The 14,946-nt window shown below is 66.6% G+C and carries 13 protein-coding genes and 1 pseudogene; 5 read left to right on the top strand and 9 right to left on the bottom strand.

The genetic code is table 11. From position 1 onward, the window contains the following. Positions 1 to 253 (bottom strand): annotated as a pseudogene (locus tag A985_RS29320) (DUF3047 domain-containing protein); the annotation flags it as partial. Between the two features lie 277 nt (positions 254 to 530). On the opposite strand from A985_RS29320, the gene A985_RS0115250 reads away from it, so the two are divergent. After that, a complete protein-coding gene (locus A985_RS0115250) occupies positions 531 to 1,871 on the top strand; it encodes a hypothetical protein (RefSeq protein ID WP_017234267.1) in 1,341 nt (446 codons plus the stop codon). 27 nt (positions 1,872 to 1,898) lie between these two features. Here the strand turns inward: A985_RS0115250 and A985_RS0115245 are convergent, their stop codons facing one another. Continuing rightward, a complete protein-coding gene (locus A985_RS0115245) occupies positions 1,899 to 2,429 on the bottom strand; it encodes a chromate transporter (protein ID WP_017234266.1) in 531 nt (176 codons plus the stop codon). Further along, positions 2,426 to 3,028, bottom strand: a complete 603-nt coding sequence (locus A985_RS0115240) for a chromate transporter (RefSeq protein WP_017234265.1) — start codon at positions 3,026 to 3,028, stop codon at positions 2,426 to 2,428. The genes A985_RS0115245 and A985_RS0115240 overlap by 4 nt, the downstream gene beginning before the upstream one ends. A 158-nt stretch (positions 3,029 to 3,186) precedes the next feature. On the opposite strand from A985_RS0115240, the gene A985_RS0115235 reads away from it, so the two are divergent. Next, complete coding sequence (locus A985_RS0115235) at positions 3,187 to 4,110, top strand: LysR family transcriptional regulator (RefSeq protein WP_017234264.1); 924 nt, start codon at positions 3,187 to 3,189, stop codon at positions 4,108 to 4,110. A gap of 55 nt (positions 4,111 to 4,165) precedes the next feature. Here A985_RS0115235 and A985_RS25670 read toward each other — a convergent pair whose 3' ends face one another. Next, positions 4,166 to 4,765: a TlpA disulfide reductase family protein gene (locus A985_RS25670; RefSeq protein WP_017234263.1), complete on the bottom strand. Its 600-nt coding sequence runs from the start codon at positions 4,763 to 4,765 to the stop codon at positions 4,166 to 4,168. A 26-nt stretch (positions 4,766 to 4,791) separates the two neighbouring features. Next, positions 4,792 to 5,949 carry a transglutaminase-like domain-containing protein gene (locus A985_RS0115225; RefSeq protein WP_017234262.1) on the bottom strand — a complete coding sequence of 386 codons (1,158 nt, stop codon included), beginning with the start codon at positions 5,947 to 5,949 and terminating at the stop codon, positions 4,792 to 4,794. Positions 5,950 to 6,243: 294 nt separating this feature from the next. Here A985_RS0115225 and selD point away from each other — a divergent pair, with 294 nt between their 5' ends. Continuing rightward, entirely contained in the window at positions 6,244 to 7,323 is a 1,080-nt protein-coding gene (gene selD, locus A985_RS0115220) for a selenide, water dikinase SelD (protein WP_017234261.1), read from the top strand. 54 nt (positions 7,324 to 7,377) lie between these two features. On the opposite strand, the gene A985_RS0115215 is transcribed toward selD, so the two are convergent. The 4 genes from A985_RS0115215 to A985_RS0115200 form a co-directional block, all read right to left on the bottom strand. Continuing rightward, entirely contained in the window at positions 7,378 to 8,208 is an 831-nt protein-coding gene (locus A985_RS0115215; RefSeq protein WP_017234260.1) for an alpha/beta fold hydrolase, read from the bottom strand. A 14-nt stretch (positions 8,209 to 8,222) separates the two neighbouring features. Further along, a complete protein-coding gene (locus A985_RS0115210) occupies positions 8,223 to 9,794 on the bottom strand; it encodes a benzoate-CoA ligase family protein (protein WP_017234259.1) in 1,572 nt (523 codons plus the stop codon). A 136-nt stretch (positions 9,795 to 9,930) separates the two neighbouring features. After that, on the bottom strand, positions 9,931 to 11,517 hold the full coding sequence (locus A985_RS0115205) for a 3,4-dehydroadipyl-CoA semialdehyde dehydrogenase (protein ID WP_017234258.1): 1,587 nt from the start codon (positions 11,515 to 11,517) through the stop codon (positions 9,931 to 9,933). 35 nt (positions 11,518 to 11,552) lie between these two features. After that, a complete protein-coding gene (locus A985_RS0115200; protein ID WP_017234257.1) occupies positions 11,553 to 12,023 on the bottom strand; it encodes a DUF4863 family protein in 471 nt (156 codons plus the stop codon). Positions 12,024 to 12,183: 160 nt separating this feature from the next. On the opposite strand from A985_RS0115200, the gene A985_RS0115195 reads away from it, so the two are divergent. Both A985_RS0115195 and boxC read left to right on the top strand, forming a co-directional pair. Further along, entirely contained in the window at positions 12,184 to 13,098 is a 915-nt protein-coding gene (locus A985_RS0115195; protein WP_017234256.1) for a helix-turn-helix transcriptional regulator, read from the top strand. 112 nt (positions 13,099 to 13,210) lie between these two features. Then, a complete protein-coding gene (gene boxC / locus A985_RS0115190) occupies positions 13,211 to 14,866 on the top strand; it encodes a 2,3-epoxybenzoyl-CoA dihydrolase (RefSeq protein ID WP_017234255.1) in 1,656 nt (551 codons plus the stop codon). The last annotated feature ends 80 nt before the right edge of the window (positions 14,867 to 14,946 follow it).

Genomic DNA, 14,946 nt, shown 5'->3' with positions numbered 1-14,946 from the left:
CGCCGCCGCCCCCCGGAGCCATGAGCGCCGAGGCAGAGTCGACCGAAGTGGCCTCGATGACGTTGCGCCCGCCATCGACGACGACGGCGTAGGTGGTGAGTTTCTTCCCGCTCACGACCGGCAGGTTTCGCCATCCGGATGGCAAGGCACTGCCCGGCACGGCTTTTGAGAAGAGAAGGGCCTCCGGGGCAGGATCGGCCGCCCGTGCCACCGCCGCGCTCAGGCCGACGGCCACGGCTGTCAGCGCGCCCACGAGCACACGCGTCCCCGCGCGCAGGGGGCCATCACGTCGACACGTCGGGACCCACGAGCGCGCGAGTCGCCCAAGCGGCCCAAGCAAAGCAGAGTGGGATGCGGCCAACTCGGGGACGATCGACATGGAGCCTCCAACGGATTCGGTGGCAACGCAATGCGTCCATCATCCCAGATTCTGCGTGAGGCGGTCCGACAGAAGGGCGGGCGAATCCTGAAGCGTCTTGCGCCGCAACGGTGGACGATGCTCGCTTTTCCGACATCCAGGAGGCGCCGACATGCCATTCGTTTCCCATGCAGCATCCCACCCGGTGAATCCGTTCATGCGCTTGGCCAACGAGGCAGTGAACTGCCTGCATGACGGGGTCCGCGGCGATTTCGCAGGCGCATCCGCGTGTTTGCGAGACAGCGGACTGCACCACCTGCTCAACGACGCATGGCAGAGCGCGTGCCTGGGGTATCAGCGACACGGCGCAGCACTCACCGGGGCCGCTGAGGTGACGTTCGCCTGTGCGCTGAGCGCCGTCACGGCGGGCGCCACGTGCCGATATCTTTGGCCCGAGCTGCGCGCGCTGGAGCGCGCCTGCACCGCGGGCGAGGGCGCGCTGCGCGAGTGGGCGCTCGACACCGATGCGCAACTGCAGCGTCGGACGGTGGAGGAAGTCACCGCCATGCGCCAGTGTCTGGCGGCATTCGACGCAACACAGACCGCCGCCCATCCCCTGCCACCCACTGCGGTTTCGCAACGCGCCAGCACAACGACGCGCCGCAAGTTCGCGGAACTGCGCATCGCGGAATCGCTGATTCTGCATCTCGCCGACGCGCCGCAAGCGAGCTTGGCGCAAAGCGACCGCGTCGTCGGGCTTTGCCAGTTACTGGCCCATGGCCTGGGTTTCCGGCTGTCCGGCGCCGTCCGGCACGCGCTCAACCTGAGCGACGACCGTCCCTCGCTGATCCGTGACGATGCTGTCTTCGCGCTGCTGCGCGAACGTCTCGAACCCGATTGGCGACACGATGCCGAGGGCTCGCCGACCTTCAGCGTTCATCCGGTCGACGTGCAACTGTTCGATCCGTTGGAGACGACTGACGATCTCTCGGACGACACGCGAGACGCCCGCGCGATGCTGACCCATCCGGAGGCCCTGCGACGCGTTCGATCCCGCGTCGTCGCGTTGATCGCCGCCAGCGTGCGCGATGACTGCGGCGGTGATGGCGACTGGCGAAATCTCGCCGTGCGCGCGCTGAATACCGCCGCGCTGCGCGGGATGACCTGTGAGCGCGTTCTTGACGCCATCGGCGTCGCGACACGCGCGAGTATCAGTGCGCGCTTCGCTTGGCGCTGGACCGACGAACCGTTGCCGCAGGCGGGAGAGGTCGTCGTTCCGGCGATCCCGATAGACGTTGCCCCCTGGATTGCCCGCTTGATGATGGTGGCCGGAACACCCGAGCGGCGTTCCCCATGCCCACCCCGGCTTGCGGCGCTGGCACGCGGCGATACGCCCGCGTCGCTGGTGATCGGGTCCACCGACTGGATGCATCTGGTCGACGGGATCGGCACGTTGGGCCGTGATCACTGGCACGCGTCGTACGCGCACGTGCGCGAGGCGGGCAGGGGGTGACGTAAGCGGCGGGCGCGACCGCTGCCGCTACAGGTACGCGCCACCGAGCAAACCCGCGATGCTGCCCGCAGCGAGCCACCACAGCGGATGCACGCGCGTGCGGATGGCGAGCACCGCCACGGCCGCCGTGATCCCGCCGAGCCACCACGATGTCGCCGACGCTTCGACGATCAAGGCCGCACTCGCGGCAACGAGTCCCGCCGTCATCGGCACCAGACCAGCCTGCACAAGGCGACGCCATGGCCGGTCCTTGAAGCGCTCCCACAGGTGCAACACGCCGATCGTGATGAGCGATGACGGCCCGAACTTCGCGAGCGATGTCACGAGCATGCCCTGCCAGCCGGCCACGTGCCATCCGACGAGCGGCACGATCATGAGGTTCGGGCCGGGCGCCGCCTGCCCCAGCGCAAACAGTGCGCTGAATTGTTCCGACGTCATCCAGTGATGCAGATCGACGACCTGACGCTCCATCTCCGGCAGGATGGTATTGCCGCCGCCGAAGGCCAGCACGGACAACTGCGAGAAGATGAGCGCGAGCGAGACGAGGGTGCCGGTCATTGCGACACCCGCCACGTGGCGTAAAGGGAGATCGGTGTCATCACCACCATGGTGAGCACGAGCGGCACGCGCAGCACCGCGATGGCGATGAAACACGCCGCCGCCACCGCGGCAAGCACCACGGACTTGCGCAGCGGCCACGAGACTTTCCAGGCGATCTGGATCAACAGCCCGGCAGCGGCCGCTGCGAGTCCGGCGAAGAGATGCCGCACGTGCGGGTCGTGCTGAAAATGCTGATAGATCGTGCCCAGTGCGATCACCACCGCCGACGGCACGGCGATCAGGCCGAGGATCGATGCGAGCGCGCCGCGCCATCCATGAAAGCGCATGCCGAGCGCGACGGACAGATTGATGATGTTGCCGCCGGGCAGAAATTGGCACAGCCCGAGCAAGTCGGTGAATTCGGCGGGCGTGATCCATCGATGCTTCTCGACGATCATCCGACGCGCCAACGGCAGCGCTCCGCCGAACGCGGTCATGCCAAGGCCAAGGAAGCCCAGGAACAAGGCGCGAATGCTTGGGGCGTCGGCAACTGGCGGCGCCGGCGTCGTGGCGGGCAGGCCGGAGTCTGCAGGTGCGGAGGGGGCCGGAAGGCTCATGGCGGGTTCGATCTGAAAACGGGACTGCGGTGGGGGACGCAAGACAGGGGGCCATCGAAGGACGGACAGCACCGATGCCGCGCGCAACCCCTTGAGCGTAGGCGGATTGCGCTATATTGTCCAATATATGGAAGTGACTTGAATCATATCGAATCAATATGGCAAATATCGACGTGCGGTTATTGCGCTACTTCATTGCGGTGGCTGAAACGGGGCACATGACGCGCGCGGCCGAGCGTCTGGGCATCGGACAACCGCCGCTCTCGCAGCAGATCCGGGTGCTGGAAAGCCAGCTGGGCGTGACGCTCTTCGAGCGCCTGCCGCGCGGCATGGCGCTCACCGACGCCGGCCAGGCGTTTCTTGGCGACGCGTACGAGGTCGTGCGCAAACTCGATCAGGCGGTCGACGACGTGCGCCGCGTCGCGGCCGGCATCAAGGGACGGCTGTCGGTAGGCCTGACCAGTTCCGCAGCACTGCACCCGTTCGTGCCGACGGTGATTCGTACCTTCCGAAGCGATGCGCCAGCCGTCTCGCTGATGCTCGACGAGAGCAGTACAAGCGAGCTGCTCGACGGCCTGCGCGACGGGCAACTGGACGTTGCATTCGTACGCCAGCCGCAGGGGGATACCGCGCAGATTGTCTTCGTACCGGTGCTCGAAGAGCCGATGGTGCTCGCGGTCCCGTCGGCGCATCCGCTGGCCCTGACGGGGCGGGCGGGCAAAGCCGCCGTGCCGATGACGGCCATTGCCACGCAGAAGCTGATTTTGTATCGGCGCCGCACCGGGCAGGGGCTGTACGACGCCATCATCGCGGCGTGCCATGGCGCAGGCTTCAGTCCGAACATCGAGCAGGAAGCACCGCGTCTGCTGACGACGCTCTCGCTCGTCGCGGCCGGGTTGGGCGTGTCGGTCGTGCCCGCATCGCTCATGCGCATGCAGGTGGAAGGTATCGTCTACCGGCCGCTTGCGCCCGCGCCACGTGCACCGTTGTTTTGCGCCCACCGCGAAGGCGTGCTCGCCGGGCCGGCGGCGCGACTGCTCTATCACGTGCGCGAGGCCGCGCAGTCGATCGCAGCCGGATGAGGGGGGAAGTCGGAAGAGGCTTGATGCCGTGGGGGGGGGCAGCAACGACGCACACTCAGGCCGTCGTGCCCCCCTTTTGCGTTAGCAACGCCTCGATATGCCCGTGCAGTCCCACGTCGCTCCATTCCAGTTCGCCCATGCGCCAGAAGCGCGCGTTGCCCGCGCGATCGACGAGATAGGTGGCCGGCAGGCCGAGCGATCCGAAACGCTTGTAGACGGCACCGTCGGCGTCGAGCAGCACGGTGCCGTCGATGGGAAGTTTGTCGAGGAACGGCTTGACTGTCGCCAGGGGTTCCTTGTAATTCACGGCGACCAGCGCGAGGCCGCGCTGACGGTATCGACGTGCCACCTCGCCCATCGCCGGAATCTCCTCGCGGCAGGGGCCGCACCACGTGGCCCAGAAGTTGAGGATGACCACGCGTCCACGCCATTCGGACAAGGCGTGCGGCCGGCCGTCGAGTCCATCGAGCGTAAAGGCGGGCGTGGCCCCACGCCACGCCGAGAGCGTGCCGCCGGACGTGCCCGCGAGCGCGCTGTCATCGACTTCCGCCGCCCCATTGACCGGCCCGGCGGCCCGCGCTGGTGCGCCGACGCCCCCCAGCGCACCGGCCGTGCCGAGGGCGCCGAGGGTGTGAAGAAAATGACGGCGATGCATGGCGGTGCGCTCCTTCGTGCGTGACGTCAGGCGGTGATTTCGCGGGCGTTCATGCGATAGCGGAAGGTGTCTGGATCGAGGCTGTCAAGTCGGGCGTGCGCCACCTCGCCATTCGGATACATGAGGAACGGCACGGTGCTCTGGCGCGCCGCCAGTGCGCCCGGGGCCTCCGGCAACGCAATGTCCGCGCCGTGATTGAACGCGACCCAGTTCATTTCCCATTGGCCGAAGAGCATCGCACGCGCGGCCCGCACGCGCAGGTCGTCGATCGGCAGACCGCCGGCCACTTCTTCGAGCATGACCTTGCGCACGTCCGCCGGGTCGACCGGCACCCACCCGTAGCCGGCCGCGTAGAACTCGGCGCGGCAATGCTGCGCCCGCGTGACGTCACCTGCCTTGCCCAGACTGTTGAAGCCCCGCCGCGACGTCGCGACGCGCACGCCATAGGCATCGCGGGCGGGGATGCCGACCGAGCGCGCGAGTGCGGTGAAGAGGGCGTTGATGTCGGCACATTTGCCCGCAAGGTTGCCGGTGGTGAGCATGTAGCGCACGTCGCCCGTGCCACAGCCGCGCACAGTGCCTTCGCGCCGGCAGTTTTCCACGATCCACTGATAGATGGCGCGCGCCTTTGCCACATCGCCCGTCTCGCCGCGCGTGATCTTCTCGGCCGTCTCGCGCACGAGGCCGTCGGTCGGCTGGAGCGCTGTCGGCTGGAGATACTGACGCAAGACCTCCGGCGATTCGCGCGGGGCGTTGGCCGAGGGCGGCTGCGACAAGTCAACGGATCGATCGCGCGTGGTAAAGGTATTCACCAGCGTGACGGTGCGCGTGTCCTGGGCCGCCCCCTCGGGCCATGCCACCGCGAGCATCGGCACACCGATGCCCGATGCGCCATGCACCATGCGCAACGCGGCATTCGCGCCCGGGGCCTCCCAGCGCGTGCCAAGGGCATGCTGGTAGGTACCGGACGGCGATATCGCCACCGGCAGCCAGACATTCGCCGGGCCTCTCGTGGCGGGCAAGTCGACGCGCGTGGTCAGCTCGAACGTACGCCAGCCGTCGGCCGGGCCCGGCGACGGCGAGTCCGTCGACGCGGCCTGGGCTGCGGTGGGAACGAGTGAAGTGGACAGAACGGAAGCGGGCAGGGCGAAGGCGCCCAGCGAGAGGAAGCGGCGGCGTTGCATGGTGGGGTCCCCTTAGGCGTCAGCGCTCACGGCGCGTAGTGGTTAGGGTGTTGCGATGCTGCGGCAATGGCGTCCCCCCGATGGCGGGACGCGGTGAATCGGTCGCCTCATGCCGTCGACCGCCATTTCGAGACAAATCGACATGCAAAAGCTGCTTCATAATACGTCGACTTTTGGCAAACTGTCGTCATTCCGGGCGCAGCGAGTGCGAATTTCTCGCCGGCGACGCGCCGATCGAGGCTGCCGCACGCCTTGTGACGGGTTCCCGGCCATTCGCAACGCACACCAACGACCATGACCGCAATCGATGCAACCCAAGCGGGCGCCACACCGGCCGCTCCGCGTCTCACTTCGCTCTCGCACGGCGGCGGCTGCGGCTGCAAGATCGCGCCGGGCGTGCTCTCCGAACTGCTCGCCCGCAACGACACGCCGCTGCCGGCACCCGCCGCGCTGCTCGTGGGCACGGAAACCTCCGACGACGCCGCGGTCTACCAGCTCAACGACGAGCAGGCCATCATCGCGACGACGGACTTCTTCATGCCGATTGTCGACGACCCGTTCGACTTCGGCCGCATCGCCGCGACCAACGCCCTGTCCGACATCTATGCGATGGGCGGCAAGCCGATTTTTGCGCTGGCGATCGTCGGCATGCCGATCAACGTGCTGCCACGCGAGACGATTCGCGAGATTCTGCGCGGCGGCGAATCGGTCTGCACCGAGGCGGGCATTCCGATTGCCGGCGGGCACAGCATCGATTCGGTCGAGCCGATCTACGGTCTCGCCGCGCTCGGGGTGGTGCATCCGAAGCGGCTCAAGCGCAACGCCGATGCACAGGCGGGCGACGTACTCGTGCTCGGCAAGCCGCTGGGCGTGGGCGTGATGTCGGCGGCGCTCAAGAAGAACCAACTGGATGCGGCGGGCTATCGCCGCATGATCGACGCCACGACGCGCCTGAACCGTGTCGGCCCGGCGCTCGCGGCATTGCCCGGCGTGCATGCCCTCACGGATGTGACGGGTTTCGGTTTGCTCGGTCACACGCTCGAAATGTGCCGCGGCGCGAATCTGGCGGCGTATCTGCGCATGTCCGACGTGCCGTTGTTCGACGGCGTGCGCGAACTGGCCGACCAGGGATGTATTACTGGCGCGTCTGGCCGGAATTGGGCGTCCTACGGGGCATCGGTCGAGCTGGGGGAGCGGCTGACGACGCGTGATCGCGATCTGTTGTGCGATCCGCAGACGGCGGGCGGCTTGCTGGTGTCGTGCGCGCCCGGCGCGGTCGACGATGTGCTCGCGGTCTTCCGCGCCGACGGCTTCCATGAAGCCGGCATCATTGGCGCCATGCGTCCGGGCACGCCCGGGGTGCGAGTGATCTGACGACGGGCATCGTCGCAACGCGCGCCCTCCCTCGGTGGGCGCGCGCCCGCCACGTCATGCCGCCTGACGGTTTGCCGCCGCGTGATGGCGGCCAATGAACGCGATGATGGCCTCGGCCAGTGGCTGGGGCGCGTCGCGGTGCGGTGAGTGTCCGCACGCCGGCAGCTTCACGACGCTCGCGTGCGGCACATGCGCGGCAATGCTGTCCATCTGCGCCATCGTGCCGTACTCGTCGTCCTCGCCCTGGATCGCGAGCAGCGGCTTCGAGATACTCGCCACCGCGCCGACCAGATTCCACTCGCGAAACGCCGGGTCCAGCCAGATATCGTTCCAACCCCAAAACGCCGAATCGACGTCGTCGTGATAGCGACCAAGCTTCGCGCGCAGGTCGGTCGTCTCGTACACCGCCTTCGTCTTCGCGATGCTCTGCACCGACAGATCCTCGACGAACAGATGGGGGGCGAGCACGACCGCACCGGCGAGCCGCTCGGGGAATGCCGCGCTGAACAGCAGCGCGATCGAGCCGCCGTCGCTATGGCCGACAAGCCACACGTGCCCGGCCTGCTCGGGGCCGACGCCCACCGCATCGAGAAAGGCGGGCAACACTTCCCGCGCCTGACGGTGCATGAAGTCGACCGGCCATTTCTCGCCGGGCTCACGCGGGGTGGAGCGGCCATAGCCGTTGCGCGAATAGACGAGCCCGCGAAAGCCGCCCGCGTCGCACAACTGCTGCGGCCAGTCTTTCCACATCGCAACAGAGCCCAGCCCCTCGTGCAGGAAGACCAGCAGCGGGGCGTCGGCAAGCTCACGGTTGAGCCATCGGTATTCCAGCGAGAGCGGGCCGTGCGAGGCCGTCTCGATCCGGGCGAACTGTACGTCCGACATCGTCTTGTCGTCTCCTAAAGCAACTCGCGCAGCTTAAAGCGCTGCACCTTGCCCGTCGCCGTCTTCGGCAGATCGTCGACGAACACCAACTCACGGGGGTATTTGTGCGGGGCGAGGCGCGCCTTGACGAAGGCCTTCAACTCGGTGGCCATCTCGTCGGTGGCTGCGATGCCGGGCTTGAGCACGACAAAGGCCTGTGTCTTGGTCAGGCCGCCGTCGTCGCGTCCCACGACGCCTGCCTCGAGCACTGCGTCATGCTGCATGAGCACCATCTCGACTTCGATGGGCGAGACGTACTGGCCGCTGACCTTGAGCATATCGTCACTGCGCCCGGCATAGACGTAATACCCATTGGGCAGACGCTGGTACTTGTCGCCGCTCTTGAGCCAGTCGCCGAGGAACGTCGCGCGCGTCTTGTCGCGATTGCACCAATACATGAGCGCTGCGCTCGGGCCCTTGATGTACAGATCGCCGATCTCGCCGTCGGGCACGGGATGACCGTCTTCGTCGCGCAATGCCACGGCGTAGCCCGGCACCGGTTCGCCCGTCGTCCCGTAGGCGACCTGGCCGGCACGATTGGACAGGAAGATGTGCAACATTTCGGTCGAGCCGATGCCGTCGAGAATCTCCGCCCCGAAATGCGCCGTGAACCGTTCGCCGATTTCGCGCGGCAACGCCTCGCCCGCCGACGTGCACAGCCGCAGCGCCACGTCTTCACGGGCCGGCAGGTGCGGCGAGGCGAGAAGGTTGGCGTAGAGCGTCGGCACGCCGTAGAAAATCGTCGGGCGATGCTCGCGAAGCCGTTGTGCCACGGCTTGCGCGGTCGGTCGCTCGGCCATCAGCACGACGCTCGCGCCGACCGAGAGTGGGAACGTCAGCGCATTGCCCAACCCGTAAGCGAAGAAGAGCTTCGCCGCGGAGAAGGCGATGTCATCTTCGCGAATGCCGAGCACGTGGCGGCCATAGGTCTCGGCCGTCCAGTACAGGTTGGCGTGCGTGTGCACGGTGCCCTTGGGCTTGCCGGTCGAACCTGACGAATATAGCCAGAAGGCGATGTCGTCGCCGTCGGTGTCGGCGGGCAGTGCGCTCGGGGGGCCGTCGACCAGGGCGTCGAAGGTCGGCAGGGCGCGCGCGTTGCCCGCCTCGGTCGCGATCGGTTGCGAGACGACGCACGGCGGCGGCGCCGCGCTCTCGGCCACCTTGTCGAGCGCGGCCTGCACGGTCGGCAGGAGCGCGCCGGACGCAATCACGAGCTGCGCCTTGCTGTGCGAGATCATGTAGGCGTAATCGTCGGCCGTGAGCAAGGTGTTGACGACGACAGGCACCACACCGGCGTACAGGGCGCCGAGAAAGGCGACCGGCAGGTCGATGGTGTCGAGCATGATGAGCAGAATGCGCTCTTCACGATGAATCCCCGCGCGCGCGAGCCCGGTCGCGAAACGTCGGCTTTGCTCGGCCAGCTCGCCATAGGTGAGCGCGCGCGTGTCGTCGAGATAAGCAGTCTTGGCAGCGCGCCCGCGGTTGAGCGCCTCCAGATGCGCGGCGAAGTTGAAGTTCGCCGGCGGTGGGGTAAGTACGGCTTCCATGGTGTCTCCGGTGGATCACCGCACGGGGCACTCGTTGGAGGCGTGCACGCGCGGCGTGAGGACTTGTCGGCGCTCTGGCGGCGCCTGAATGAATCACCTTGACTGCGACGGTTTGCGACGGCCGCTGAAGAACAGATTACGCCTTCGGGAGTTCGACAGCATCCTGCGTGATCGCTTCGATCAGCGCGGCGGGACCCTGAACGGCCGAGCGCACGTGATAGAAGCGCAACGCGCGCAAACCGCCCAGTTCCTCGCCGCCGCCGGCGCGGCCCGGGCCGCCATGCAGTGATTGCGGCATGACGTTGCCGTGGCCCGTCTGTGTCTTCACGACGGATGGGTCGACCGCGTGCACACGGCCGTGTGCGTCGGCCAGCGCGAGGGCGGGCGCGCGCATGGCCACGGCGTCGTTGCTGTACAGCGAGACGACGAGGGAGCCCTGCCCACGTTTGGCCAGCGCGACCGCTTCGTCGAGATCGCGATAGCCGACGAGCGTGGCGACCGGGCCGAAGACTTCGGTGTCGTGCACGCGCTGTCCGCGCGCACCATCGCGCAGGCCGAGCAGCACGGGGGCCACGCATGCGCTGTCGGCACCGGCGTCGATGAAGGCGGTCTCGCGATTGCCGTCGTAGAGGGTTTCGGCTTCCGCCTGCAGATAGGCGATGCCGTCGAGCACGGCGCGCTTTTGCGCCAGAGCGACGAGCGAGCCCATCTTGACGGCCTCGTTGCGCGGATTGCCGACGACCGTCTTGGCCAGACGCTCGGCAATGGCGGCGGCCGCGGCATCGAAGTGCGCGACGGGAACCATCGCGCGCCGAATGGCCGTGCATTTCTGGCCAGCCTTGACGGTCATCTCGCGCGCCACCTCGCGCACGAACTGGTCGAACGCGGCGGTGCCGGGCGCCGCGTCGGGCAGCAGCACGGCGCTGTTCAGGCTATCGGCCTCCACGTTGATGCGCGCCGAGCGTTCGGTAAACGCCGGATGCGCGCGCAGCGTGGCAGCGGTGTCGGCCGAGCCGGTGAAGGAGACCACGTCGAACGGGCCGATCCGGTCGAGCAGACCGGCGGCGCTGCCGCAAATCACCGACAGGCTGCCCGGCGGCAGCAGACCGGCGGCGACCACATCGGCCACCATGCGTTGCGTGAGCCAGGCGGTCGATGTCGCCGGTTTGACGATGACCGGCACGCCCGCGAGCAACGCGCCCGCGGCCTTCTCCCAAAGTCCCCACGCGGGGAAGTTGAACGCGTTGATGAACAGCGCCACCCCCGGTGTCGGACGGAACACGTGACGCACGGCGAACGACGCATCCTTGGCCAACGGCACCGCCGCGCCGTCGAGCAGCGTGTGCGCGTCGCCCAGCGTTGCGCCGAGCTTGGCATACGTCGACAGGGTGTAGATAGCGCCATCGATGTCGACGGCGGAGTCGGTGGCGACCGTTCCTGAATTGGCTGTGGCGATGGCGTAGTAGTCGTCGCGGTTCGCCTGCAAGGTGGCGACAATCTGTGAGAGTCGCTGCGCGCGTTCGCCATACGACAAGGCGCGCAGCGCCGGGCCGGCGACGTCTCGCGCGAAGGCGAACGCGGCGTCGAGATCCAGACCGGCGCTCGATACGAAGGCGAGTGTCTCGCCTGTCACGGGATCGGTGAGCGCGGTGGGCGCGCCACTACCGGCCACCCAATGGCCGGCGACATAGTTTTCCAGCAAGGCAGGGGAGTGCATGAGCATGAACCGGGGGAATCAGGAAGGGGGCAGGCGCCGGATCAGGCGCTGCGCGTGAATTCAATGGCGCCGTCTGGCAACAGATACAGCACGAGGGCGCGTCCGTGGGCGACTGTCGGTCGATGGGCTGTGCCGGGACCGTAAACGCACCAGCCCGCCGGGTGTCCGTCGAACGTTGCGCCGGGAGTGAGCGGCATGATCAGATCGATTTCGCCATTCGGATGCGCATGGTGCGGTCCGGCCAGATCGGCCATGTCCACCACGTCGACGGAAAATCCGTGCGTGTCGGGCGTGGGCTTGATGACGCGTCCGTAGCGAATGCCACCGCCTTCGCGGTTGCACAGCCAGCCGTCGGCAACGCCGGTGCGACAGGCGTCGGCAAGTGCTTCGTAACCGGCGGAGCCGGCGCCGTAATGCGCGTTGAGCCAATCGGCGAGGGAGGCGTCGAGGGCGCGGCCATCGAGTTGTCGCGTCAGGTCGGCGATCAACGCCTGAAATTGAGGCACATCCATCCATGTCTCCTGGGGACGTCGATATGACGCCGATCAATGGCGGGACTCGGGATGTCCGGTCCGCGTTTGCTTTTTTATCGGCGCATGGTGAAAATTAGAGCATGCAATTTTGGCTGTCAAGCAATATATTACATGTTACCTGCATTGAGGATCTTGTCTGATGAATAAGAGTGCGCAAGCCGATGGGGTGCCGACGGCGCGAGGCGCCGGTGAGAAAGACCCGTTTCTGGTCGCGCTGGGTGAGCGGGTGCGCACGCTGCGCGCCCGGCGTGGCTTGACGCGCAAGGCGCTTGCGCTGGACGCCGGTGTTTCCGAGCGTCACGTGGCCAATCTGGAGTCGGGTGTCGGTAACGCGTCCGTGCTGTTCCTGCGTCAGCTTGCACAGGCACTAAATTGCACATTGGCCGAAATCGTGGGCGACGAGACGACGTCGTCAGCGGAATGGTTGCTCATTCGGGAAATTCTGCACGGGCGCGACGGCGAGGCGCTCACGCGTGCGCGTCAGGCGCTCAGCGAGCTGTTTGCCGGGAGCGAGCGCGACCCGGATCGGCGTGGCCGCATCGCGTTGATCGGGTTGCGGGGTGCGGGCAAGTCGACGCTGGGCCGCATGCTCGCCGACGACATGCATGTCCCGTTCGTCGAACTCAATCGCGTGATCGAACAACTGGCGGGGTGCCCGCCGTCGGAGATCTACTCGCTTTATGGCGCGAGCGCCTATCGCCGCTATGAGTTGCGTGCGCTCGAAGCCGTCGTGGCCGAGCATCCGCGTGCCGTGATCGCCTCGCCGGGCGGTATCGTGAGCGACGCGGCGACCTTCAACTTCCTGCTCACGCACTGCTATACGGTATGGCTGCAGGCGTCGCCCGAAGAGCATATGAAGCGGGTGGTGGCGCAGGGCGATCTGCGTCCAATGTCGGGCAATGCGGAAGCGATGGACGACCTCAAGCGTATTCTGGCCGGCCGCCAAGACTTCTATGCCAAGGCGGATATGAGCTTCGACACCGGCGGGCGGGTGCTGGCCGACGCCTATCTGCAACTGCGCGGCCGCCTCGCCGTGCAATTGTCGTCAGATTGACCTTCATGGGAATGCAAAATAATTCATTTTTGTTTGGAAAACTAGTTGACGGTGTAGTTGTGCTGCACTATATTGCAATCCAACAAGATCATTATTCGTGTTGGAGGCAATCATGTTCGGCAAACCCCACGTCGACTATCGTACGGATCCCACGCAGTACAAGCACTGGAAACTGAGCTTCGAAGGCCCGGTGGCGACGCTCGCCATCGATATCTCGGAAGACGGCGGCATTCGCGAAGGCTACAAGCTCAAGCTCAATTCGTACGATCTCGGTGTGGACATCGAACTGCACGATGCCGTTCAGCGCATCCGCTTCGAGCACCCGGAAGTGAAGACGGTGGTCGTCACGAGCGCCAAGGACCGCGTGTTCTGCTCCGGTGCGAATATCTTCATGCTCGGCCTGTCCACGCATGCGTGGAAGGTCAATTTCTGCAAGTTCACCAACGAAACGCGCAACGGTCTGGAGGATTCCAGCCGCCATTCCGGTCTGAAGTTCCTCGCCGCCGTGAACGGCGCGTGTGCGGGCGGCGGCTACGAGCTGGCGCTGGCCTGTGACGAGATCTATCTGGTCGACGGCCGTTCGTCGTCGGTCTCGCTGCCGGAAGTGCCGCTGCTGGGTGTGCTGCCGGGCACCGGCGGCCTGACTCGCTTGACCGACAAGCGTCACGTGCGCAACGACCGCGCCGACATCTTCTGCACCGTCGTCGAGGGCATTCGCGGCGAGCGTGCCAAGCAATGGCGCCTGGTCGACGAAGTCGTCAAGCCCGCGCAATTCGCACAAACGGTGTCGGCGCGTGCGCTAGAACTCGCTCAAGGCAGCGACCGTCCGGGCGGCAAGGGTGTGACGCTCACGCGCCTGGAGCGCACCGACGAGCCGGACGCGATCCGCTATGAATTCGTCGACGTGGAAATCGACCGCGCCAACCGCACCGCCAGCCTCACCGTGAAGGCGCCGAAGTCCACGCCGCCGGCCGACATCGCCGGTATCGAGGCCGCCGGCGTGAACTGGTGGCCGCTGAAAATGGCGCGCGAACTCGACGACGCCATTCTCAATCTGCGCACGAACGAACTCGATATCGGCACGTGGCTGTTGCGCACCGAGGGCGAGGCGAAACACGTGCTGGCGGCTGATGCATCGCTGCTGGCCCATCAGGATCACTGGTTGGTGCGCGAGACCATCGGCATGCTGCGCCGCACGTTTGCGCGTATCGACGTGTCCTCACGCTCGCTCTTCGCGCTGATCGAACCGGATTCGTGCTTCACCGGCACGCTGGCCGAATTCGCCTTCGCGGCCGACCGCACGTACATGGCGGCGCTGCCCGCCAGCGAGGAAGACGAACCGGCAATCACGCTCACCGAAGTCAACTTCGGCCTGTTGCCGATGGTCACCGATCAATCGCGTCTGGCACGGCGCTTCTATGAAGACGCGGCGGAACTCGACGCCGTGCGCGCCACGATTGGCCGCCAGGTGCGCCCCGATGAGGCGGAACGCCTCGGGCTGGTCACGGCCGCCGTCGACGATCTCGACTGGCCGGACGAAATCCGCATCGCGATCGAGGAGCGCGCGGCCATGTCGCCCGACGCGCTCACCGGCCTCGAAGCGAACCTGCGCTTCAACGGCAAGGAGACGATGAACACCCGCATCTTCGGCCGTTTGTCGGCGTGGCAGAACTGGATCTTCATCCGTCCGAACGCCGTGGGCGAGAAGGGCGCGCTCAAGGTCTACGGCAAGGGCAACAAGGCGCAGTTCGATCCGAACCGCGTCTGACGAATGGGCTGCAACGTCGCCGGTGACGAACGCCGGGCGGTGGCAGGACCGAACAAGTCGTTTTACACAGAATACGTACG

Source organism: Pandoraea sp. B-6 (assembly GCF_000282835.1).
Lineage (GTDB): Bacteria > Pseudomonadota > Gammaproteobacteria > Burkholderiales > Burkholderiaceae > Pandoraea > Pandoraea cepalis.
This window is presented reverse-complemented; position numbering and strand designations above follow the sequence as displayed.